This window comes from Bacteroides sp. CAG:633 (assembly GCF_000435115.1).
GTDB lineage: Bacteria > Bacteroidota > Bacteroidia > Bacteroidales > Bacteroidaceae > Bacteroides > Bacteroides ndongoniae.
Genome location: NZ_FR883103.1, coordinates 23,832 through 45,844, shown reverse-complemented (window position 1 = coordinate 45,844; position 22,013 = coordinate 23,832). Strand labels below are relative to the sequence as shown.

At 53.9% G+C, this 22,013-nt stretch carries 20 protein-coding genes and 3 pseudogenes; 21 read left to right on the top strand and 2 right to left on the bottom strand.

Annotated features, from left to right (window positions below; genetic code table 11):
• The 13 genes and pseudogenes from QVP67_RS10735 to QVP67_RS10675 all read left to right on the top strand — a co-directional run.
• A pseudogene (locus QVP67_RS10735) lies at positions 1 to 67 on the top strand (DUF4133 domain-containing protein); the annotation flags it as partial.
• 13 nt (positions 68 to 80) lie between these two features.
• Entirely contained in the window at positions 81 to 2,915 is a 2,835-nt protein-coding gene (locus QVP67_RS10730) for a TraG family conjugative transposon ATPase (protein ID WP_022163567.1), read from the top strand.
• Positions 2,909 to 3,649: a hypothetical protein gene (locus QVP67_RS10725; RefSeq protein WP_022163566.1), complete on the top strand. Its 741-nt coding sequence runs from the start codon at positions 2,909 to 2,911 to the stop codon at positions 3,647 to 3,649. The genes QVP67_RS10730 and QVP67_RS10725 overlap by 7 nt, the downstream gene beginning before the upstream one ends.
• A gap of 24 nt (positions 3,650 to 3,673) precedes the next feature.
• Entirely contained in the window at positions 3,674 to 4,375 is a 702-nt protein-coding gene (locus tag QVP67_RS10720; RefSeq protein WP_022163565.1) for a hypothetical protein, read from the top strand.
• The gene (locus QVP67_RS10715; protein WP_022163564.1) at positions 4,365 to 5,048 is read left to right on the top strand and encodes a DUF5045 domain-containing protein; all 684 of its coding nucleotides are present in this window, start codon (positions 4,365 to 4,367) and stop codon (positions 5,046 to 5,048) included. The genes QVP67_RS10720 and QVP67_RS10715 overlap by 11 nt, the downstream gene beginning before the upstream one ends.
• Positions 5,049 to 5,095: 47 nt before the next feature.
• Positions 5,096 to 6,245: pseudogene (locus QVP67_RS10710) on the top strand (hypothetical protein).
• A gap of 18 nt (positions 6,246 to 6,263) precedes the next feature.
• Positions 6,264 to 6,860: a conjugative transposon protein TraK gene (traK, locus tag QVP67_RS10705; RefSeq protein ID WP_075316817.1), complete on the top strand. Its 597-nt coding sequence runs from the start codon at positions 6,264 to 6,266 to the stop codon at positions 6,858 to 6,860.
• Positions 6,861 to 6,871: 11 nt separating this feature from the next.
• On the top strand, positions 6,872 to 7,363 hold the full coding sequence (locus QVP67_RS10700; RefSeq protein WP_022163561.1) for a hypothetical protein: 492 nt from the start codon (positions 6,872 to 6,874) through the stop codon (positions 7,361 to 7,363).
• Positions 7,360 to 8,559 carry a conjugative transposon protein TraM gene (gene traM, locus QVP67_RS10695; protein ID WP_022163560.1) on the top strand — a complete coding sequence of 400 codons (1,200 nt, stop codon included), beginning with the start codon at positions 7,360 to 7,362 and terminating at the stop codon, positions 8,557 to 8,559. Before QVP67_RS10700 ends, traM begins: the two co-directional genes overlap by 4 nt.
• 49 nt (positions 8,560 to 8,608) lie before the next feature.
• Complete coding sequence (gene traN / locus QVP67_RS10690; protein WP_022163559.1) at positions 8,609 to 9,496, top strand: conjugative transposon protein TraN; 888 nt, start codon at positions 8,609 to 8,611, stop codon at positions 9,494 to 9,496.
• Positions 9,493 to 9,966 (top strand): hypothetical protein, encoded by a 474-nt coding sequence (locus tag QVP67_RS10685; protein ID WP_022163558.1) that lies wholly within the window; start codon positions 9,493 to 9,495, stop codon positions 9,964 to 9,966. The genes traN and QVP67_RS10685 overlap by 4 nt, the downstream gene beginning before the upstream one ends.
• A 21-nt stretch (positions 9,967 to 9,987) precedes the next feature.
• On the top strand, positions 9,988 to 12,312 hold the full coding sequence (locus QVP67_RS10680) for a type IV secretory system conjugative DNA transfer family protein (RefSeq protein WP_022163557.1): 2,325 nt from the start codon (positions 9,988 to 9,990) through the stop codon (positions 12,310 to 12,312).
• Positions 12,313 to 12,326: 14 nt separating this feature from the next.
• On the top strand, positions 12,327 to 13,025 hold the full coding sequence (locus QVP67_RS10675) for a conjugal transfer protein TraX (RefSeq protein WP_258973830.1): 699 nt from the start codon (positions 12,327 to 12,329) through the stop codon (positions 13,023 to 13,025).
• A 57-nt stretch (positions 13,026 to 13,082) separates the two neighbouring features.
• Here the strand turns inward: QVP67_RS10675 and QVP67_RS10670 are convergent, their stop codons facing one another.
• Both QVP67_RS10670 and QVP67_RS10665 read right to left on the bottom strand, forming a co-directional pair.
• On the bottom strand, positions 13,083 to 14,132 hold the full coding sequence (locus tag QVP67_RS10670; RefSeq protein WP_022163555.1) for an Abi family protein: 1,050 nt from the start codon (positions 14,130 to 14,132) through the stop codon (positions 13,083 to 13,085).
• 78 nt (positions 14,133 to 14,210) lie between these two features.
• On the bottom strand, positions 14,211 to 14,825 hold the full coding sequence (locus QVP67_RS10665) for a glucosaminidase domain-containing protein (RefSeq protein WP_022163554.1): 615 nt from the start codon (positions 14,823 to 14,825) through the stop codon (positions 14,211 to 14,213).
• An 83-nt stretch (positions 14,826 to 14,908) separates the two neighbouring features.
• Here QVP67_RS10665 and QVP67_RS10660 point away from each other — a divergent pair, with 83 nt between their 5' ends.
• From QVP67_RS10660 to QVP67_RS10625, 8 genes and pseudogenes are all read left to right on the top strand, one after another.
• A complete protein-coding gene (locus QVP67_RS10660) occupies positions 14,909 to 15,688 on the top strand; it encodes a DUF3945 domain-containing protein (protein WP_200806319.1) in 780 nt (259 codons plus the stop codon).
• Between the two features lie 12 nt (positions 15,689 to 15,700).
• Positions 15,701 to 16,942, top strand: a complete 1,242-nt coding sequence (locus QVP67_RS10655; RefSeq protein ID WP_022163552.1) for a hypothetical protein — start codon at positions 15,701 to 15,703, stop codon at positions 16,940 to 16,942.
• Between the two features lie 55 nt (positions 16,943 to 16,997).
• Entirely contained in the window at positions 16,998 to 17,228 is a 231-nt protein-coding gene (locus QVP67_RS10650; protein ID WP_022163551.1) for a hypothetical protein, read from the top strand.
• Positions 17,212 to 18,571 (top strand): annotated as a pseudogene (locus QVP67_RS10645) (ArdC family protein). The gene QVP67_RS10650 and the pseudogene QVP67_RS10645 overlap by 17 nt, the downstream one beginning before the upstream one ends.
• A 36-nt stretch (positions 18,572 to 18,607) precedes the next feature.
• Entirely contained in the window at positions 18,608 to 19,792 is a 1,185-nt protein-coding gene (locus QVP67_RS10640; RefSeq protein WP_022163548.1) for a DUF3991 and TOPRIM domain-containing protein, read from the top strand.
• Positions 19,793 to 19,812: 20 nt separating this feature from the next.
• Entirely contained in the window at positions 19,813 to 20,529 is a 717-nt protein-coding gene (locus QVP67_RS10635) for a hypothetical protein (protein ID WP_390891790.1), read from the top strand.
• A gap of 35 nt (positions 20,530 to 20,564) precedes the next feature.
• Positions 20,565 to 21,110, top strand: a complete 546-nt coding sequence (locus QVP67_RS10630; protein ID WP_022163546.1) for a topoisomerase C-terminal repeat-containing protein — start codon at positions 20,565 to 20,567, stop codon at positions 21,108 to 21,110.
• Positions 21,107 to 21,649 carry a hypothetical protein gene (locus QVP67_RS10625; RefSeq protein ID WP_022163545.1) on the top strand — a complete coding sequence of 181 codons (543 nt, stop codon included), beginning with the start codon at positions 21,107 to 21,109 and terminating at the stop codon, positions 21,647 to 21,649. Before QVP67_RS10630 ends, QVP67_RS10625 begins: the two co-directional genes overlap by 4 nt.
• Positions 21,650 to 22,013 lie beyond the last annotated feature (364 nt).

Sequence of the window (22,013 nt, the reverse complement as noted above, 5' to 3'; positions counted from 1 at the left end):
CGGACTGCACAACAAGCGGCGTGCGAAAGGAATCTATGTTTACAAAAAACTGAAAGCGAACTCCTAAAACCGGTAATCTTATGGCACACACCAGAAAAAGAGTATTTGACGGACTTTACGCACAGTTGGAAGAGACGGACGGCCATGTCGTCCTCTTCTCGGCCGGCGGGAATCCGTCCGTCATCTTCGGGATGACCAACCCCGTGCAGCAGCTGTGTACGGATGCGGAGCAGTACCTACGCTTCCAGGACGTGCTTTCCAATGTGGCGCAGACGCTCGGCGAGGGCTATGCCCTGCAGAAGCAGGACATCTTCTGCAAGCAGACCTACCACCACGACGTGCCGGAAGACGCGGAGTTCCTGAACAGGAGCTATTTCCGTTACTTCGAGGGAAGGGAGTTCACGGAGATACGCACCTACCTTATTGTCACGCAGGAGGCGCAGCACGGCCAGTTCGTGCAGTACGACCCGAAGAAATGGCAGGACTTCCACGCCAAGGTCAGTAAGGTGGCCGACATCCTGAAGGAGAAGGACATCCGGCATTGGCTGCTGACGAAAGAGGAGGTCAACGAATACTGCCACCGCTTCATGGCGTTCCGTTTCCGAAGCGGCCCGTTCTCCATGACCAACTTCAAGGCCTCGGACGAATACCTGAGAACCGGCGACCGCATCATCCGTTCCTACCCGCTGGTGGACATCGATGAGATTAACCTGCCCTCGCTGGTGAAGCCTTACACGGAGACGAGCATCAACGGTTATGCCGTCGCCACCGACCTGCTCTCGTTCCTGTCAAACGTGCCCCATGCAGACTGCGTGGTGTACAACCAGGCCGTGCAGATACCCCAGCAGCGCAAACTCCTTAGACAGCTGCAAGCCAAGGCCAAACGCCACGGCTCGATGCCCGACCCGAGCAACAGGATAGCCAAGGCCGACATTGAGGAAGTGCTGCACCGGCTGGCCGTGGACAGCACCCTGCTGGTGTACTGCAACTTCAACATCCTCGTGAGCTGCCCGCCGGACAAGGTTACATCCGTGACCTCGTATCTGGAGACCAGGCTCTACGAATGCGGCATCATGCCCTCCCGTACCGCCTACAACCAGCTGGAGCTGTTCACGGACAGCTTCCCCGGCAACGCCTACGCCTTCAATCCCGACTATGACCTCTTCCTTACCCTCTCGGACGCCGCCCTGTGCTTCTTCTTCAAGGAGCACATGAAAGAGTCGGAAGACACGCCGCTGACCACGTACTACACCGACCGTCAGGGGCTGCCCGTCTGCATCGACATCACCGGCAAGGAAGGAAAGGTAAAAATGACGGACAATGCCAACTTCTTCTGCATCGGGCCTTCGGGCAGCGGGAAGAGCTTCCACATGAACTCGGTCGTGCGCCAGCTTCTGGAACAGAATACCGATGTGGTCATGGTGGATACGGGTGATTCCTACGAGGGAATATGCGGCTACTACAAGGGCACGTACATCGCCTATTCCAAGGAGAAGCCCATCTCCATGAACCCCTTCAAGGTAACGAGGGAGGAATACGAGCAGAACTTCGGCGAGAAGAAGAATTTTCTCAAATCACTGATATTCCTGATTTTCAAGGGCAACGCCTTCCCCGACAAGATAGAGGACATGCTCGTCAACCAGACCCTCGTGGAATACTATGAAACCTACTTCCACCCGTTTGATGGGTTCAACGACGATGAGCGTGAGGCATTAAGGCAGAAACTGCTGGTGGCATCCAAGATGGAGGAAGACCCCGACAAGTACAACAAGGGCATGGAGGACATCGAGCGGCAGATCAACGAGCCGCCACCGCCGGAGGAAACGGAGAAACGGGCACTGATGCTCCCGGCGGAAGCCCGGAAGGTGAAGCTGCTACGACAGTGCCGTTCCCTGCTTGCGCTGGCACGGGACGGGGCCGCCAGCAAAGGAGAGCGGGAACGCGCCCTTGCCATCGTAGAGAAGTACAAGCAGGAACTCTACGAGAACACACAGCTGGTGAAGACGGACCGGCAGATAAGGCATATCGAGCAGCAGAGGCGCAGGCTGAAAGTCAGGGAGCTGTCCTTCAACTCCTATTACGAGTTCGCGCTGGAGCGTATCCCCCAGATTATGGCCATGGACAAGATCAGCTTCGATATCCATAATTTCGCCGCCATCCTGAAACAGTTCTACCGGGGCGGAGAGCTGGAGGCCACGCTGAACTCCGACATGGACGTGAACCTCTTTGACGAGCGGTTCATCATCTTTGAAATCGACAAGGTAAAGGATGACCCCGTGCTTTTCCCCATCATTGTGCTGATCATCATGGACGTGTTCCTGCAGAAGATGCGCATCAAGAAAGGGCGCAAGGCACTGATCATCGAAGAAGCGTGGAAGGCCATCGCGTCCCCGACCATGGCCGAGTACATCAAGTATCTCTACAAGACCGTCCGCAAGTTCCACGGCATCGCCGGGGTGGTCACGCAGGAACTGAACGACGTGATAGACTCGCCCATCGTCAAGGAGGCCATCATCAACAACTCCGACGTGAAGATACTGCTCGACCAGACCAAGTTCAAGGACAGGTACGAACAGATTGCCGCCATCCTGGGACTTACGCCCGTCCAGCGGCAGCAGATATTCACCATCAACGCCCTGAACAATCACGAGGGACGCAGCTATTTCAAGGAGGTGTGGATATGCCGGGGACAGAACTCGGATGTCTATGGCGTGGAGGAAGCCCCCGAATGTTACTGGGCCTACACCACCGAGCGTTCGGAAAAGGAAGCCCTGAAAACCTACATCGCCCACTACGGCGGGTTGCAGGAGGCCATCATACGGATAGAGGAAGACCGCCATAAGGCAGGAAGTCCGCTCTTCCGTGAGTTTGCAAGGAAAATAAACGAACATAAAAAGGTAATGTCGCTATGGTAAAATCAAGGTACATATTCATCACATTCTTATTGGCAACCGTCTCCATGCAGGCATTTGCCGGATGGCGTGTCGTCATCGACAAGAACTGCATCAAGGTGGTGGCCGCCAACACCGCCTCGCAGAAACTCATCGAGGACCAGCACAACTTGCAGCTGGACTCCATCGCTGCCAGGAAACAGAAGGTGGAGCTGTACACGGTCAGCATGGCCACCATCAAGGAACTCTACAAGCTGACGATGGAAAACGTGTCCGGTTTCGGGACGGAAAGCCTGTATTACAAGGAAATCGGCTCGTGCGCCTTTGACATCCTCAAAGACGTGCCGGAACTGGTCAAGACCGTGAATGAAGCCAAGTTTACAAATAAACTTTATTGTTTGACAGAGTTGGGTGGCCTGGTGGCGGAGACACAGCAGCTCGTGGGCGATTTCGTGAACATCGTGAACAATGCCGAGGTGCAGAATCCTCTCAAAGGACAGGGCACGGCGGAAAGGAAGAAAGACGGATACAACCTGCTCGACCGTTATGAGCGGCTGACGCTGGCCAACCGTATCTATACCGGCCTGATGAAGATACGCTACAAGGTGGACGGCATGGTACTGATGGCGCAGTTCGCCACGGCAAACGACCTGTTCTTTGCCATCGACCCGGAGGGCTGGGCCAACGTGGTGAGCATGAAAAGCCATGTGGGCGGCCTGATACAAAGCTGGAACGGACTGGTGGCTGCAAATTATTGACAATACATTATAAATCATTCGGGTATGGCACATAGAAAAGCAAAAATACAATTAGCGTGTGTGATAGTGGCACTCATGTTGTTTCCGGCCAAAAGTTTCGCATTCATTATCCCCAAAGACCTTCCGACCATCGAGGCTCTGATTGCGCTCCACAAGGCCGTGAAGAAGGACGAGGACCAGGCGTTACAGAGAGTGGCCACCAGTTTCGGCGAACAGTCTTTAATCACGAAAGGAGCCGTCAGGTTCAATGACGTGCGCACCACGCTGAACACAAGGCTTGACAACGCCCATTCCTACCTGGTGCTGGCCGGAGCCATTTCTTCCACCGCCAACTCCCTGTACCGGCTGGTAAGGGAATACAAGGACTTCACGGAAAGCACTTTCAAATATGTGAAGGACAAGCCTTTCGTGGCATGGTACTACACGGATGCCAACCTCGCCATATCAAGGGAGATAAAGCACTGCTACAAGCTCTATGCGTCCGTGGCCGCTTCGGGCATCAACCTGATGAAGGCGAGCATGGACGAGAAACTGAATCTGGTGCTGACGCTCAAAAGCACCGTTGACAAGGCACGGTACATCATTGACAACGCAAACCTGTACTGCTATCTTGTAACGGATTGCGGTTGGAAACCTGATTACATCTGGGAGATTTTGAACTCGGAGGTAAAGGATGCGATAGCGGAAAATGTCATCAACAAATGGAACGAAGGATATGCAGGTTAGAAAGACAATTATCATGGCTGTAATCATACTGGCCGGCATCCCGCTTGTCTCCAACGCCCAACGGCCTACAAGGGACAAGGAAAAGGAACGGCAGTGGAAGTCGATGGAGAACGGCCCGTGGGACTTCGCTCCCGACTGGTACTACTATTTTCTCCACAAGCGGTATTCCGGTGCGGACATGTACTGGAAATGGGCGGGCTTCCATTCCGGCTTCCGGGTGCGGTTCAGGGAGAAGGACTCCAACATCAAGCGTATCATGCCGGTGCGTGTCACGGCCGGGGAAACCCAGCGTCAGAAGGCGGAAAAGGCGGAAGAGGAACGCAAACACATCGAAGGACTGTACAGGGAGGAACTGGCACGGGAGGCGGACCGCAACGTGGATTTGAGTTACCCTGCCTACAAGGACGAGTTCAACCGGATGCAGGACTGCATCACCGACGGGCTGCTCTACTGCATGAAGAAAAGCGATGGCAGGCTCAAGTACCAGGTGAACGAGCTGAGCCGGCAGAATGAGATCCTCTGTGCGGACATCGCCTACATCCACAAGACCGGTGTCGGCTACGGGCTGGAGAACGCCAAGAGGCAGCAGGCCTACGAGGAAGCCAGGAAGAAAATGGAGGAACTGGTCAGCCGGACGGCGCATCTCTGTGCCGTGGCCGCCACTCATTATTAAAAAGGGAAACAAGAAACTGTAAAATATAAATATAAAGTAAGAACGGTATGAATATAATGTGTACACTCCTGACCATCGGTCTGCCCGCCATCGACGAGAGCCTTGACAAGCTGCTGGTCGCCATGGAGACATTCCCCAACGTGGCGGTGCTGGGTGATGCGGTCTCGCTGGCCCGTGCCCTCGGACTCTGCCTCGCCCTCTGTGTCGGCTCTTACGAGTGCTGGATGATGATGCTCGGACGGCGCGGCATGGACGTGATGAAGCTCCTACGCATCATCGGCATCTCCATCTGCATCTCCTCCTCGTCATGGATATGCGAGGCGTTGCAGGTGCCCGGCAAGAGCCTGGAGTCAGCCACCAAGGCCATGGCGCAGGCCAAGAACAAGGAAGTGGCCGCCTTCGAGCTGAAGGTGGCGCAGAAACAGGGGGATTACCTTGACCGCCTCCGGACGGTGCAGGACTCCATCGCCACCGCCAAACAGGTGGCAGCCATCGGGCAGGATGCGGCCTGGTGGGACAAGCTCATCTACAACGTGGAGAACCTCGGCACCACCATCAACAACTACGCCCAGCGTGCCGCCGTGGCCGCCGAGACCAAGGTCAGCGAGTGGATTAACGACGTCATACGCTTCATCGGCGAACTGATTTTCCAGATGTCCTACTACGGCATCCTCGTGGCGCAACGCATCTTCATGGCCATCCTCATGATATTCTGCCCCATCATGTTCGCCCTGTCCCTCGCCCCGCCGTGGAACTCGGCCTGGAGCCAGTGGATGTCAAAATACCTTTCCCTCTCGCTGTGGGGATTCGTGACCTACATGTGCCTGTACTACATTGACTTCATCCTCCTTTACAACCTCCAGCAGGACCTGGTGGCCTACGACCACCTCCTGCACGGCTCGGTGAACTCGTGGGAGCAAATCGGCGCGCTCGGCCTCCAGGGCATCGGCTCGAACTGCATGTACGCCATGGGTATGCTTGTCGGTGCCTACATCATCCGCTTCGTCCCCGAAGTGGCCTCTTGGCTGATACCGGGCGGCGTAAGTTCGGGAGCGGGTTCCGTGGCAGGCTCCACCGCCATGGGAATCACGAGNNACCGCCATGGGAATCACGAGCGCGGCAGGCTCGATGGCCGGAAGTGCGGTCGGCTCGACAATCGGTGCGGCAGGCTCCATGGGGAAATCACTCGTAAAGTAAACTTCAAAACGACAGTATATGCTTATAGAATCCCTTGCACAGAAAACGAAACTCGCCATGATGACGGTGCTGGCCACCATAGCTGGCTGTGCCGTCATCTGCGGGTTCACCGTCTGGTGCTGCGTCTCCCTCGTAAGCGAGGAGCGGCAGCAGATTTATGTACTCGACGGGGACATCCCGTTCCTCGCCGAGCGTGCGAAGCTGGAGGCCAACTTCACCATGGAGGCGAAGGCGCACATCCAGCTCTTCCACCAGTATTTCTTCAACCTGCCGCCCGATGACGACTACATCCGCTGGACGCTCGGCAAGGCGATGTACATGGCGGACGGCACGGCCTTGAAACAGAAACAGGCCATGGACGAGAACGGCTTCTACTCCGACATCATCTCCTCGTCGGCGGTCTGCACCGTCATGTGCGACTCCATCCGCTTTGACGGGAACGAACGCAAGTTCACCTATTACGGAACGCAGCTCATCAAGCGGCGTTCCCGTGACCAGAAACGTTCGCTGGTGACGACCGGGTACATCGAGAGCGTGCCCAGGACACAAAACAATCCCCACGGGCTGATGATCACCGGCTGGAGGACCATCGAGAACAAGGATTTGGACTATTAAAAATATCGGATATGAAATCATTTGGTAAAAAATTGCATGAACAGAGGCTTAAAACGCACCTGCTGATCAGGGCGTGGTTGCAGCCCAGGTTAAGTTCGGTCGGCACGAAATGCCGGTTGCCGGGGCGCATCCGGCTTGCCAACGCATGGGCTAGGAAACATCCCAAAAGGACGTTCGCCTGCGTGGTCGGTTCGTTATCCCTGTTATTGGTCGGAGGCATTGTCTCGGATTTCCTGACCGGCAGGAACGTGACGGAACCCGATGTGAGTGCCATTGCAAACATGGAACCGCTCTTCAGCGGTTTCCGCACCATTCAGGCGAACAAGGACGCGCATCGACGTACACTGCTGGAACTGACCGCCGAGGGGCAGGCCGTCCGCAAGGAACTGGACTCCCTGATTGCCGTCCCGAAGAAATCACGCGCGGATTCCGTCCGTATCGTGCGGCATTACAAAAAACTGGAAAACATCGTCAAATCCCTTAAAAACAATGACAACTCATGATCAAGATTAATTTCAGACAACCCAAGTATATCTTTCCGCTGGTCGTCTTCGTTCCGCTGTGTGCCATGGTTTACTTCCTGATGCAGACATTCGGCGGCGACGGTGAGACAGCGGAGGCGGTGGCCACGGACCACATCAACATGGAACTGCCGGAGGCGCAAACTCAGGAAACCGGAGATAAGATGTATGAGATGTCACGCCGTTTCGACGACGAGGATGCCTTCACGGCAGTCGGTGCGCTCGGGGAGGAAGAGAAAGAGAATGAAAAACTGGGTCACGGCTACACCGAGGACGAGCTTGACAGCATTGACGCCGCCGAAGCCGAGCGCATCCGCCGGCAGCAGGAAATGGAGGAACTGGAGCGTTCACTGGCCGAATCAAGAAAGCACATCAACTCCTACGCTTACGGCGACGGTTCTTCCGGTGGTGGTTCAGAAAACGGTTACACCTCGCAGGATGACTTTGCCCGTGACCTTGAAGAGATACAGAAACGGAGCTATGAACGGCAGAAGGCCATTGAAGCCGGACTCGGTTACGGCAAGTCGGAAGCGGAGAAAATTGCGGAAAAACAGCGTGCGGACTCCATCGCCAGGGTACGCAGGGAGGAAGCGGAACGCAACCGCCCGAACCTTGTCCTGAAATCCTCCGACACCAATGCCGGCAAGTTCCATACCGTCACGGCCTCCAATGAAGCAGCGGAAGCCAGGCTGATACGGGCCATGATAGACCAGACCACCAAGGCACGGGAAGGCACGCGCCTTCGCTTCAAGCTGCTTGACGACGTGACCGTGAGCGGAACCCGGTTGAAGAAAGGCACATACCTTTACGGTACGGTGACAGGATTCGGGCAGCAGCGTGTCCGGGCTGCCATCACCAGCATCCTTGTGGGAGACAGGTTCATCAAGGTCAAGCTCTCTGTCTTTGACAATGACGGCATGGAGGGGTTCTACGTTCCCGAATCCGAGTTCCGTGACTTCGTGAAGGACGCAAGCTCCAGCACGGTACAGCAGAACATCAACTTCGAGTCGGAGGACGGCTACGGTTCCGGCATATCGGGAGAGGCCATCGCCCTGCAGGCCTTGCAGAACATGTACAACTCCGCCACTTCCGCCATCTCTTCCGGCATCAGGAAGAACAAGGCGAAAATCAAGTACAACACCATTGTCTATCTGATCAATTCGGATGACGCACGGTAAACTATCAAATACTTTACACACCGAACAAGAAATCATTAAATCGCATAATATGAAAGTCAGGATTCTTTTACTTTTCATCAGCATCTTCTGTCTTACCGGCAACATATTCGCCAACAGGAGGATTTACGTCAACCGGGAAGTGACCACGCACATTGTCATGCCCGAAAATATCAAGATGGTGGACATTTCCACCCCGAAGATTGCCGGCAACCAGTGTACCGACAACATTGTACGCATCAAGCCTTATCACGAGAATGATTCCCTGCCGGACTTGGGTTATGATGACAACGAGCTGCTGGGTACGCTGACCCTTATCGGGGAACGGCATATCGCACAGTACGATGTCCTTTATACCCAATCTCCCGGCATGGCTTCCAATATATATAATGTGTCATACGACGACCTGCAGTCGTACATCAACCCGGAGGTTTCCATGCCGATGGCGGAGATGGCACGCTATGCGTGGGCGGTCTATGGCAGCGACCGCAAGTTCAACCAGATTGTATCGAACGAGCACGGCATGAAAGCCGTTGTGAACAATATCTACTCCGTCGGGGACTATTTCTTCATTGACTACTCGCTTCGCAACCGGACGAAAATACCCTATGACATCGAGGAGACGAGGATAAAGCTCACGGACAAGAAGGAGACCAAGGCGACCAACTCGCAGACCATCGAGCTGACGCCGGTCTTCACGGTCAACCACGTGAGGAAATTCAAGAAGGACTACCGCAACGTGCTGGTACTGCCGAAGCTCACCTTCCCCGAAGAGAAGATTCTGCGGCTGGAAATTTCCGAGAACCAGATCAGCGGGCGTGTCATCACGCTGACCATCGAGTACAAGGACATCCTCAATGCCGACGGCTTTGATTCGGACATTTTGAAAGACACGCCGTACTATCCCTATTATCACATCACTTATACTGACAGGCCATGAAAAAATTATTGTTTATTCTCTTGTGTGCGGTAGCCTCCATGAGCGCGTCCGCACAGGACGGCAAGCTGACGCTGAACGCCGGCTTCCTTTTCCCCTCCACGTTGAATGCGACCCTCGGTTATGAATATCCGCTGTCCTACGGCAATGCCGTGGAAGTATTCGGCGAGGCGGGCACGCACTGGCACAGGCCCGTTTCCAAGAACTTCTGGAAGGATTATTACTGGGACGGCGGTCTTCTGTACAAGCACCGCCTTGTCCGCTACAAGAACGGGATGCTCCGTTTCCGCTTCGGCCCGCAGTTCGGTGCGGTGAACCGGAAGTTCTTCCTCGGTCTGGAGGGAGGCTTCGAGTACAGCTACGTGCTGCGAAGCGGAATGGAGTTCTCAATTATCCAGAAGAACAACGTGAACTTCCTGCACGGGGACACTTTCCGCAACGGGTTGTTGCTGGGAATAAAAATACCGTTTTGACAGAATATAAATTTATAGCTTATGGCATTTGAGGAAACGAGGGAACAGCAGCAGATGTACAGTTATTTCCGTAGCTGTATCTACATCTTTCTCATCATCGAGATCGTGATGAACCTGCCGGTAACGGCGGACAACCGCGTCACGCAGTTCATTCTTGACATACTGGGACGTTTCAAGGTGTTCAACTCGGTGGCGGGCTGCAAGGTGACGGAACTGGTCTGCATCTGTGTGGTGTGTATAGGTACGAAGGCGAAGAAGGCGTTGAAGTTCAACGTCAGGACGATGGTCATCTACCCGGTACTGGCGGGACTGACCCTTGTCGGGCTGTGTTTTGTCTTTCACGGGATGGACTTCGGCGTCAGCTGGATGGGTTTCCCGGCAGGCCGTATCCTCTATGCCCTCTGCTCGGTGGCAGGCACCATGCTGGTGCATCAGGGGCTGGACGGCATCGCCAGGTATTACAACTACAAGGTGGGCGAAGACCGTTTCAACTTCGAGAACGAATCCTTCCAACAGTCGGAAGTGCTGGTAAACAACGACTACTCGGTGAACATTCCCATGATATATTACTGGAAACAGAAGATGCACAGGGGCTGGATCAACATCATCAACCCGTTCCGTGGGACTATCGTGCTGGGTACGCCCGGTTCGGGTAAGTCGTTCGGCATCATCGACCCGTTCATAAGGCAGCACTCGGCCAAGGGTTTCGCCCTCATGGTATATGACTTTAAGTTTCCGACACTTGCCAAGACGCTTTTTTACCAGTACTGCAAGAACAGGAAAGCCGGAAAACTTCCTGATAATTGCGGATTCAGGATAGTGAACTTTACCGATGTGGAGTATTCCAACCGCATCAACCCGATACAACGGAAGTATATTCCCGACCTGGCGGCGGCATCGGAGACGGCGGCTACGCTGCTCGCCTCCCTGAACAAGGGCGGCGGCGAGAAGAAAGGCGGTTCGGAGGCCTTCTTCACCAACTCGGCGGAGAACTTTCTGGCGGCCATCATCTATTTCTTCGTGAACTTCCACCCGGTAGGGTTCAAGGACGGAAAGAAGCTGAAAAGATTCATCTCACTGGAGGGAAAGGAACACATGGGCAGGAAATACGAGGTGGTCATCCGCAACTGGGACGACTTCAACGCCCTTGACGGCAAGGGCAGCGTGGTGCTGGACTTCGTGGACGAGAAAGGCAACGACGTCTCGACCGATGAAGACCGCATGTTCGTGGAGTTGGAGGGCTTTTCCTACAAGGACAGAACCGGCAAGGAGATAAGGATAAGCCGCTGCTGGTACGAGGACGACAAGGGAAACGAGGTGGAGCCGGACACCGTGACCGGGGAGTATTCCGATATGCCGCACGTGCTGTCCTTCCTCGGGAGGCCATACGACCAGGTGTTCAACATCCTGATGCAGGACGAGAGGATTGCCTCGCTGATGGCTCCGTTCAAGAGTGCCTACGAGAACAAGGCCAACGACCAGCTGGAAGGCATGGTGGGCACGCTCCGTGTCAATGCCGCCCGGCTGGTATCACCGGAAGCCTACTGGGTGTTCACCGGGGACGACTTTGACCTGAAGATTTCCGACAGGGAACATCCGAGCTATCTGGTCATCGCCAACGACCCGGAGAAGGAACAGGTCATCGGCTCGCTGAACGCACTGGTGCTGAACCGACTGATTACCCGTGTGAACTCCAAGGGGAACATCCCGGTGAGCATCATCGTGGACGAGCTGCCGACCCTGTACTTCCACAAGATAGACCGGCTTATCGGCACGGCACGCTCCAACAAGGTGGCCGTGACGCTGGGCTTTCAGGAACTGCCACAGCTGGAGGCGGACTACGGCAAGGTGGGGATGCAGAAGATTATCACCACCTGCGGCAACATCTTCATGGGGGCGGCACGCAACAAGGAGACGCTGGAATGGGCGCAGAACGACGTGTTCGGCAAGGCCAAGCAGACCTCACGCTCCATTTCCATCAACGACAGCAAGGTGTCGACCACCATTTCCGAGAAGATGGACTACCTCGTTCCGGCGGCGAAGATTGCGGACATGGCCACCGGCTGGCTGGCCGGGCAGGCGGCGCGTGACTTTACCGCAACGGACGACAGTATGCTGGAGCGATTCGACATCGAACGGTCCGAGGAGTTCAAGACCACCAAGTACTTCTGCAAGACGCACTTCGACATGAAGAAAATCAAACGGGAGGAGGATCACTACGTGCCGCTTCCCAAAATCTACGAGTTCCGGAATGACCGGGAGAGGGAAATCATGCTCAACCGCAACTTCAAGCGGGTGAACCAGGAGGTCGAGGACATGGTAAAGGAACTGTTGGGCATGAGTTGAATGACTATACGATTATGGATACAAAATTCTGCTTACCGGGATGGAGCGGCAGCGCATTGAAAGTCATCGCCATGGTTTCCATGGTGACAGACCACATTGCCCTCTATTTTTTGAAAGATGATACTTTCCTATACGGGGTGATGCGTTGCGTGGGGCGTATCGCTTTCCCGGTGTTCGCTTTCCTAATAGCGGAAGGGTTCACTCATACCCGGAACAGGATGCGGTATTTCCTGACACTGCTGGGGTTCGCTGCTGTTAGCGAACTGCCGTGGCATCTGCTGAACGGGAGTGACGGAACGCACAACGTGATGTTTACGCTGGCTTTGGGTGTGGCGGTACTGGCGGCTTTTGAAAGGCTGGACGGGCATAAAGTCATTTGCTACTGCACAATCCTTCTGACAGCATGGTTGGCCACATGGTCAGGTGTGGATTATGAGTGGAGAGGTATTCTGATGATTGTAATCTTCTATCTGTTTCAAAAGTGCGGGAACACTTTCCCTTCCCACTTATGCAGAATGGCTCAATTGCTTTTTACTTTTCCCTTGATGATGCACTATGGAGTGATTGGCGCAATGCTCGCCTGCACCGTTATTCTGTTTTATAATGGCAGAAGGGGATTTATACAAGGCAATGTGGCCAAGTATGGATTCTATGCTTTTTACCCAGCGCATCTGTTTATACTTGTCATCATTGTAAAATACCTAAATTTATAACAAACTGACATATAGATATTTTTCAAGATAAAATTCATGTTGTTTCATAAATACCGATTATTTCCACAAATCTTCACTTCTCCAATTTGGGCTGAATCCCATTGCAGCAATATCTATTGAGGGAAATTCGTTCAACAAGACTGATAGTTTTTCATTGAAGTTGTTATTTGGAGAAGCCGAAGCAAGAAAATACCGGATTATACACAAGCGATAGTAAATCCTTTTCTTATCCACATTTGAGGCGTCAATCCATGCGTATGTGGTCTTACGTGGCTCGGCAGGATTCAACATGAAATCACGATTCCATACCCTTGCGTGGTGACAGCACATATTACGAAGATTGGCAAGCACCGTCAGCCAAGAAGTAAATACCTGTGGTTTCAACCCAAAATAACCGGCAATACGCTTCATCAGTTTGTTACTCGCTATATTTGAGTAAATATAGTTAAGGTTGCCGAATGAAAGCACTTCAGTTATCATCCATGCCGGAGGATAGTCTTCAATGTAATTCTGCCGAAAGTCCTCTATGTAATCTTCCTTACTCGATACCAACTCCTTTTCTATGATTGCCAAAGTCTGGTTGAACTTGTCAGGGTTAGCGAAGTATTCGGATTTGGTAATCCAATACTTATCACCTAATTCCTGACATCCTATATTGGCCAATACACTTCGTATAGCAACCTCTATCTTTTCAATTTCATTGAAAAGCAGAATACGCAGTTTCTTGTCAAATCGGTACAAGGTCAGTATCTGCCGGAAAGATATGCCTTCCTTCAAGACCCTATCACTCTTTGGAATCCGATAAAAGGGGAAAATATATGCAGTAAGCCTATGATAACCAATATTCATCAAATAATTTTCCACTTTCTGATCATCGTCCATGAGCATACCACGGGATTTTAGAATTTGAGCAATCTCTGCCGGGGAAGAATATGGTTTGGCAAAACTTGTTTTCATATAGGTATAATAAAAAAACGACCCGCCGATTTGAGCATTGTAAAGAGGCTTGGCAGGTTCTAATGCCGCAAAGGTAATAAAACAATTTTGATTTGCAAAACATTTAATAGATTTCCACACGATTTCCACACGATAATCTGTTGATTTCATGTTTCTTGTCTGTACAAAAAAGTTATCTTGTCCTACATAAGCTTCGCTTTTTGCATTTTTGATTTGTTCTTTTCCTACCTAAAGTTGTTTCAGTACACGAATAACGGAGCGAATATACCCGGGGTCTTCCGCATATCCAATTTCATCAAGCCATAGCAAATAATTGCCACCCTTATATCTGTATTGCACTTTCGTGTAATAAGCCCGGACACTCTCCGTCCAATGCCCGAACTCATAGTATTTCCCTGTACGGGGATTGGTCAGCCCGAAGAGGTTGTGCTTGTTCCGGCATACGGCAGAGCGGAACCAGCCCGTTTCGAGGATGGCCTGCGCCAGCACGATTTTCGGATGACGAATACCGTTACGGAGAATTTCCTCATAGAGATTAGGGATAGTAAGTTCGGGAAGCTTTTTATCCGGCTTTATCTCGCTTAACTTTTGGGACGTGCTTTTGTCACTGTTTCGGCTTTTCCTGTTACTGTTTTCCTGACCGACAACTGTAAGGTTCAATGTATCTTTAGCCAATGAATTTATTGAACCAGCCTCCGTATTCCATTTATTATCAACATATTCAATGGTATCTCTTACAAAAGGAGGCATGATTTTCGACTCTTTTGTAATCGTATAGAACTGGGCGGATGCCGCTACCGGCATGAGCGTCAGCATGAATACTATAAGAATAGTGTTGCGCATTTCTGTTTCAGGGATTTGATGCGGATAAATTTGTGGCAATCAGACGGCCACGGCCGCAAAATTAACAGCTTAACAACCATAAAATGGAAATGCACAACAGAAATCAACCCGAACCGCTGCCATACGAGAGACTGGCAGCACTGGGCATCGACCGGGAAAAGGCCGACCTTCTGCCGCAGGAAGTGAAGGACAGGCTTGTTTCCGGCGAGGTCACACCGCTCATGCAGGTGTCGATAAGTGCCCGAAACGGTGACGTGATCACGTTACCGCTCAAACTGCAGATGACCGCTGACAAGAACGGCAATCCCGTACTCATGGCCTATCCTGTCCGTGCCGCTCTCGAAGCGGAACGTAGCGGCATCCTCCGACTGACGGAACAGGAAGCCGCAAGGCTCAATAGTGGTGAAGTCATCCAAAAAGCCGTGGAAATCAACGGCGAGAAGACACGGCAGTATCTCCAGCTTGATCCCGAAACGAAGTCCGTCATACACCGACGGGTAACTGATGTTCAGATTGAACAGAAGCTGAAGGACATGGAGAAGGTGAATGACATCGAACTGGGGACACAGCAGAAGCAGCAGGTACGTGAGGGAAAGCCCGTGGAGCTGAACGTGGGCGGTGAAAAGGTCTCCGTCGGCGTGGACCTTAAAGAACCGCAGGGGTTCAAGGTGATACAGGGCGACTTGAAAGAATGGGAACGGCAGCAGAAACTCCGCTATGACGAACGGCATCCCGAATACCTCGGACTGGTGATGACGGACAAAAACCGCTGGGAATACCTGAAGGTGGTTGACCGTCAGTCACAGGAGCGGGCGTTGAAGTTCCATTCCTCCCCGAAAGAATCCAAGGGTCTCAAAATCTAAAACCAGTTTCCCATGGCCAAGAAAGAGAATACAGACAAGGATACCACCCTTCTCGGAAAGTTTGACGCATTGAAGAAGAAGCACCCGGACGCGATGCTGCTTTTCCGCAACGGGGACTTCTATGAGCTGTACAGGGAGGATGCCGTCAAGGCTTCCGTACTGCTTGCCTTGAAGATTTCGGAGAAAATCATTCCCGGCGAGAAAGAGCCTGTCAAGCTGGCCGGGTTTCCCCATCATGCCCTGGACACGTATCTGCCCAAACTGATCCGTTCGGGGCAAAGGGTCGCCATCTGTGATGCGATTGAAGACCCGAAGCTGATGAAGAAAGCGAAAACGCAAGAAGAAATAACTCCAAACAATGAAGCTATGGCAAAGAAAAAGAAAGAGAAGGCTACGCAGGAAGAGCCTGCCAAGACAGTGGGAAACGCTGCCGTGGAGAAACCTGCCGACGAGAAGAAGGCCGAGACGAAAGTCGAAGCCGGGAAGGAGCGCAAACCCCGTGAACCGCAGATGGTGACGGCCAACGGTGAAAAAGTGACGCACGGCCATGCCTACCAGAGCAAGGACAACCCGGAAGACTGGTATTTTACAGCCAAGATTGACGGGCAGCAGCTGAAACCGCAGAAAATGGATGCGGCTGACCTTGCCGCCTACCAGAAGAAGGAGATGACCGTACCCCAGCTGATGGAACGCTACTACCCGACCAAGCTCATGCCCAAAGTGCCCGAAGAGGCTTTCCGGATGCCTAAGTCGATTGACGGGCCGGAGGGCAGCGTCACGGTGGAGAAGTTCAACGTGTACAAGGAGAAGGACGAGCAGCGTCCCGATTACGGCAAGTACAAGTTTTACGCGCAGGTCGGCGATACCAAGATGTCGGCCGTCGCCTCCCGTCAGGATTTGAACGCCTACTTCGACCGGGTGATGACACCAGAGCAGCTGTTGGAGAGGAACTTCGGCGAACGGCTGCACCTGAAATCCGCCTACGAGAAATACCGGCTTCCCGAAGGCATCGACCCCAAGGGTGTCCGTGTGGCCAAGGACCATGCCGACAACAAGTGGAAAGTGTCGGTGGACATGGGCGACAGGGGCAAGACCTCCCGGCATGAAATCTCCTTCGACGACGGCTATTCGCTCTTCAAGACCAAGACCGCCACACGGGAGCAGATAGCGGCCAAGTACCTGAACACGGAAATCACCGATATGCTGGCGGGCAACACCGCCAGGGTGGAAAAATCAGCTTCCATGAAAATGTAACTGAATGAGAAAGAGTAATTAATAATTCATATCACATTAAAAACAGTAAACGATTATGTCAAAAGCAATGAGACACGAGGAGCTGGTGGAACTCCTCCAGGAAGGCAAGATAGGTTTCCTCCGCTTTGTCATGGAGGGAGAGAACGCGCAGGACTACCTCGACTGGTGCCGTGCCCACGGTACGGACCCGTCGGACGAGTCGGCGGAGTTTTATGTCGAACAGACGGACACCGAGGGGATGGACCGCCAGCTAACGGACGACGAGGACTATGGCATATGGAACTAACTCACTGTCGTCATCGGGCGGTTCCGGCCAGGCAGCTCTGGAACGGTTTACGGCAATGATGATCGAGCGTATGCGGCAGATGAAGGAAACCGGCTGGAAGAAAGGCTGGATAGGCGGCGAGTCGGGCTATGCCGGGCTGCCGCAGAACGTGGGAGGACGCAACTATTCCGGCTCCAACTCTTTCTTCCTGCAATTGCACACGGCCGCCATGGGGTATCAGCTCCCGGTCTATCTGACCTTCAAGCAGGCCCATAACCTGAAAGCCCATGTCCTGAAAGGCGAGAAAGCCTTCCCCGTGGTGTACTGGGACATGCTGGTAAAGGACAGGGACGGCAGGCGCGTCAGCTCCGACGAGTACCGTGCCATGACGAAGGAGGAACGGCAGGGGCTGGAGGCCATCCCGTTCGTCAAGTCCTTCCCTGTCTATAACGTGGCGCAGACCAACCTGGCCGAGATGCAGCCGGAAAGGATGCAGAAACTCCTTGACAGGTTCAAGGTGCCCGAACTCCGGGACACGGAGGGAATGTACGCCCATGCCGCCCTCGACCGCATGGTGCAGACGCAGCAGTGGCTCTGCCCGATACAGGCGGACAAACGTGTGGACGGGGCTTTCTACTCTCCCTCGCAGGACCGTATCGTGGTGCCCATGAAGGCGCAGTTCAACATCGGCAGCTCGCCGGAGGAGACTTACCGGGGCGGCATGGAGTATTATTCCACCATGCTGCACGAGATGACGCACTCCACCATGACACCCGAACGGCTCAACCGTGAAACGGGCGGACGCTTCGGCGACCCGAAGTACGCCAAGGAGGAGCTGGTGGCCGAACTCACGNGAGGAGCTGGTGGCCGAACTCACGGCTGCCATGATCAGCCACTCCATGGGCTTTGACTCCAAAGTGACCGACAACTCCGCCGCCTACCTGGACTCGTGGATAGGCACGCTGAAACAGGAACCGAAATTCATCGTCTCCGTCATGGCGGACGTGAACAAGGCGTCGGACCTGATTCTCGACCACGTGGACAAGCAGCGGCTGGCACTCGGCGAGCAGCCGTACCTGGCCAAGAACGACCCACTGGCCCCGTTGGATGCCGGTGAGGAGGTGCCTTTCAAGAATGCGGCCATCGTCAAGACACGCTCCGGTGACTATGCCATCCGCGCCTCCTACGACGGGGTGGAACTGGGACTGAAGAAAGTGTCGAAAGACACCGCAAAAACCTTCTTCCAGCTCACCGACATGAAGGACAAGGCGGCGTTCCTGAACATGACGGCACGCAAGACCTACGGGCCGGAACTGGCGGTCATGCAGCGCACGCAGAAAGCCGGTACGGGAATCAGCATTTAACAAGAATATGAATATCACCGTAATACGGACGGGCTTATGACGGACTACAAGGTAAACTTCAAGGAACTGAAATCCCGTGTGGGCATTGACGACATCGCCTATGCCCTGGGCTACCGTCTGGACCGCAAGGCCGGTGTGGGAAGGTACATCGAGCTGGTGCTGGGCGAAGGCAGGGACAGGCGTGACACCATCATCGTCAGCCACCCGAACGACAAGGCGGCGCAGACGTTCTTCCGCAGGAACGGCTCGAAAGGCGATGTGGTCACGCTCATACGGGAGAACCTTTCCTCCTTCACGGTGTCGGGCAAGGACGAGTGGCAGAAAATCGCCAAGGTCATGGCACGCTTTGCCAACATGCCCGAACCCGAATACCGGGAAGACCGCGAGTATGTGAAATCCGCCATGCACACTGCCGTATTTGACAGTTCACGGTATGAGGTGAAGCCTGTCGATACGGAGAAGACACCGGGACTGTTCGCCCTCAGGGGCATTTCCGCCGAGACGGTCAGGGAACTTTCTCCGTTCGTCTGCCTCATACGTGACCGCCGGAACGGCAAGTTCGACGGCTACAACATCGGTTTCCCCTACACGGACGCACGAAATGATGAAGTCAGGGGCTACGAGATACGGGGGCACAGCGGCTACAAGTCCAAGGCGGCCGGCACCGATTCCTCCTCCTCGGCATGGGTGGCCGACCTGACGGGCGGCAACCGTGAGGCGGTCCGGAGCGTGTTCTTCTGTGAGTCCGCTTTCGATGCGATGGCATTCTACCAGGTGAACCGGGCACGGATAAATGCGGAAGTGGCACTGGTGTCGCTCGGCGGCACGTTCTCGGACAGGCAGATAACCGGTGTCATGGAGCGTTTTCCCCATGCCCGTGCCTTCGACTGTTTCGACAACGACCTTGCCGGGCGCATCTACGGGCTTCGCATGATGGCCCTTCTGGAAAATATCCCGATGAAAATCCATAAGGCGGAGGACGGCATACGGATAGAGGCGAAAGGAAAATCCTTCACACTGGACACGGAACGCTCCCTTACGGCACAGGCCGGCGAGCGTCTGGGCATCCGCTACCGCATGGGACAGTGGCTGCCTCCCAAGGCTTTCAAGGACTGGAACGACTGCCTGATGAACAGGCCTTTACAACCAGTCCTTTCCCCCAACAAGGATGACCGGGAACGGAAGCTGGCCGAATATCGGAATACTGGACTTAAAATGTAAGGTATATGGAATCATTGAAAATGAAACTGAAAATAATCGCCGTCATTTGCGGTTGCATGACAGGAAATCTGCCGGTATTCGCCCAGCAGACCGACCCGGCACTGACCGGGGCGGTCATCGCGCAGACAGCCGAGCTGAAAAGCATCCACAAGAAGCGCAAGGAAAGGCAGGAGAAAATCATTGCGGCAGAGACCGCCGTAACAGTGGCTCTTGACCGGGTACATAACGTGGAGGACAAAATGCTGGAATACCTTTCCAATGCCCAGGGTGCGGTACAGAACCTGTACCAGATCAAACGTGTAGGGGAACTGGTGACGACGGAAATCCCCAGGAACTGCGACCTGCTCCTGAAATCGGTGGGCGGAAACCTCAAGGGCACGGCCATCGCCGCACTGGTGTCGGACGAGCTGGCGGATGCCGCCACGCAGATGGCTGCACTCTACCCGTTCATGAAACAGCTCGTGACATCGGGAAGCTATGACGTGGGCGGCACGGACGGCAAGAACGGGAAGCACAAGGTGAACCTGTTGAGTTCCTCCGAACGCTACTACATCGCCAACGAGGTGGTGACGAGGCTGGAGGCCGTCAACACAGACCTGTTCATACTGGCATGGCAGGTGCGAACGCTCTCGTGGAACGACCTCTGGTTCTCGCTCGACCCGGAAAGCTGGGCAAGCGTGATGTCCGGCAAGAACATCGTCGGCGGCATCGTGGCCGAATGGAACCGGGGTTTCTGAAAAGATAAAAAAATAACAAAGTAACATCAACAATCATGGAAACTGAAAAAAGAATCATCGGACGCTGCCCCCTGTGCGGCGGGAACGTGGTAAAGACCTGCAAGGGCTACCGCTGCGAGCATAACATCGGGGAACAGCCGTCCTGCGTGCTGAACATCAACGGCATCATCGGCAACCGCAAGATGAACGATGCGGAAATCACGGAACTGCTGGAGAAACGGCATGTCCTGTTGGACGGCTTCACCTCCAAGGAGGGCAAGGCGTTCCCGACCGTGCTGGAGCTGGCGGACGACGGCAGCGTGCCGATGCAGCCGGTCATCGGCAAATGCCCGCACTGCGGCGGAGAGATACGTGTCGGAAGCCGGGCGTTCAACTGCTCCAACTACAACAACGAATCCGCACCGTGTTCATTCTCCATCTGGAGGAACATCGGAGGGCACCAGCTTACACTCGACGAGGCGAAAGAGCTGTGCGAGAAACAGATTACGGCATCCGAACTGGAAATGTACCGGGAGGACGGCACCGTGTACCGTAAGCGGCTCGGAGTGTCTCCCGACAAACTTCAAATCATCAAGGTATGAGACAGGGTACGTTATTAATTGTGATACTGATTACCGGCATCCTCTTCTGGGGCGGCGTGTTCTATTTCATGTTCCGGCCAGACAACCCCGGCAAGAGAGCCGTGGAGGTGGCGGAGCTTGCGCTGAAAGCCTCGGTGGACAACCCCGAATCCGTCAGGGTCATCGGTATCAGCAAGGCGGATTCCGTCTTCGGCAGGGAGTACGTGAACATGGAGGAAAAGATGGCACTCTCCATGGCGATGATGAAAATCAACGAAAAAGTAATGAAAGAGACGAATGGGCTGGAGAATTTTAACCCGGACAACAGGGATATGGCCGGGCTGATGGAGCGGCAGATGGAAGCTATGGCCGTCCTGCGGTCGCTCACAATTCCCGGTGGTCAGAACGGCAAGACCCTAAAACCTTTCAACGGGTGGAAAGTCAAGATTGAGTTCGAGGCGAAAACGGCGGAAGGAAAACCCTACCGCTCCGAATACTGGTTCATTCTTGACAAGGAGGCCCGTTGCGTAATCAAGTCGTTTGAGATCCCATTGGTTTAAGCATACTTTAATTTTATGTACACTTTCAGAGTCCCGGCACGTCGGTGTCGGGATTTTTTTGTGCCGTCATTAACTGAATGAATACAAGTACATCCCTGTCTGCCTCAAGGCTTGGCGCATCCGTGGATTTTCCGATACAAAATAACGGAGGGCCGTGGCGACGGCAAACACCGCTATGCTTGGCCGCACGGAAAACGACCGGCAGCCTTCCGCAATTTGTGCCAAATTGGGTATTCCGTCCGCTTTCCGCTTGCCATGTCCGCCTTTTGCCACTTCAAGCCCTCCGTGTGGGTAAGTATCGTAAAAATCCCCCGGATGCGAGAAGCCGTAAGGCTTCAGACAAGAGGGAAAAGAATTAAGAATT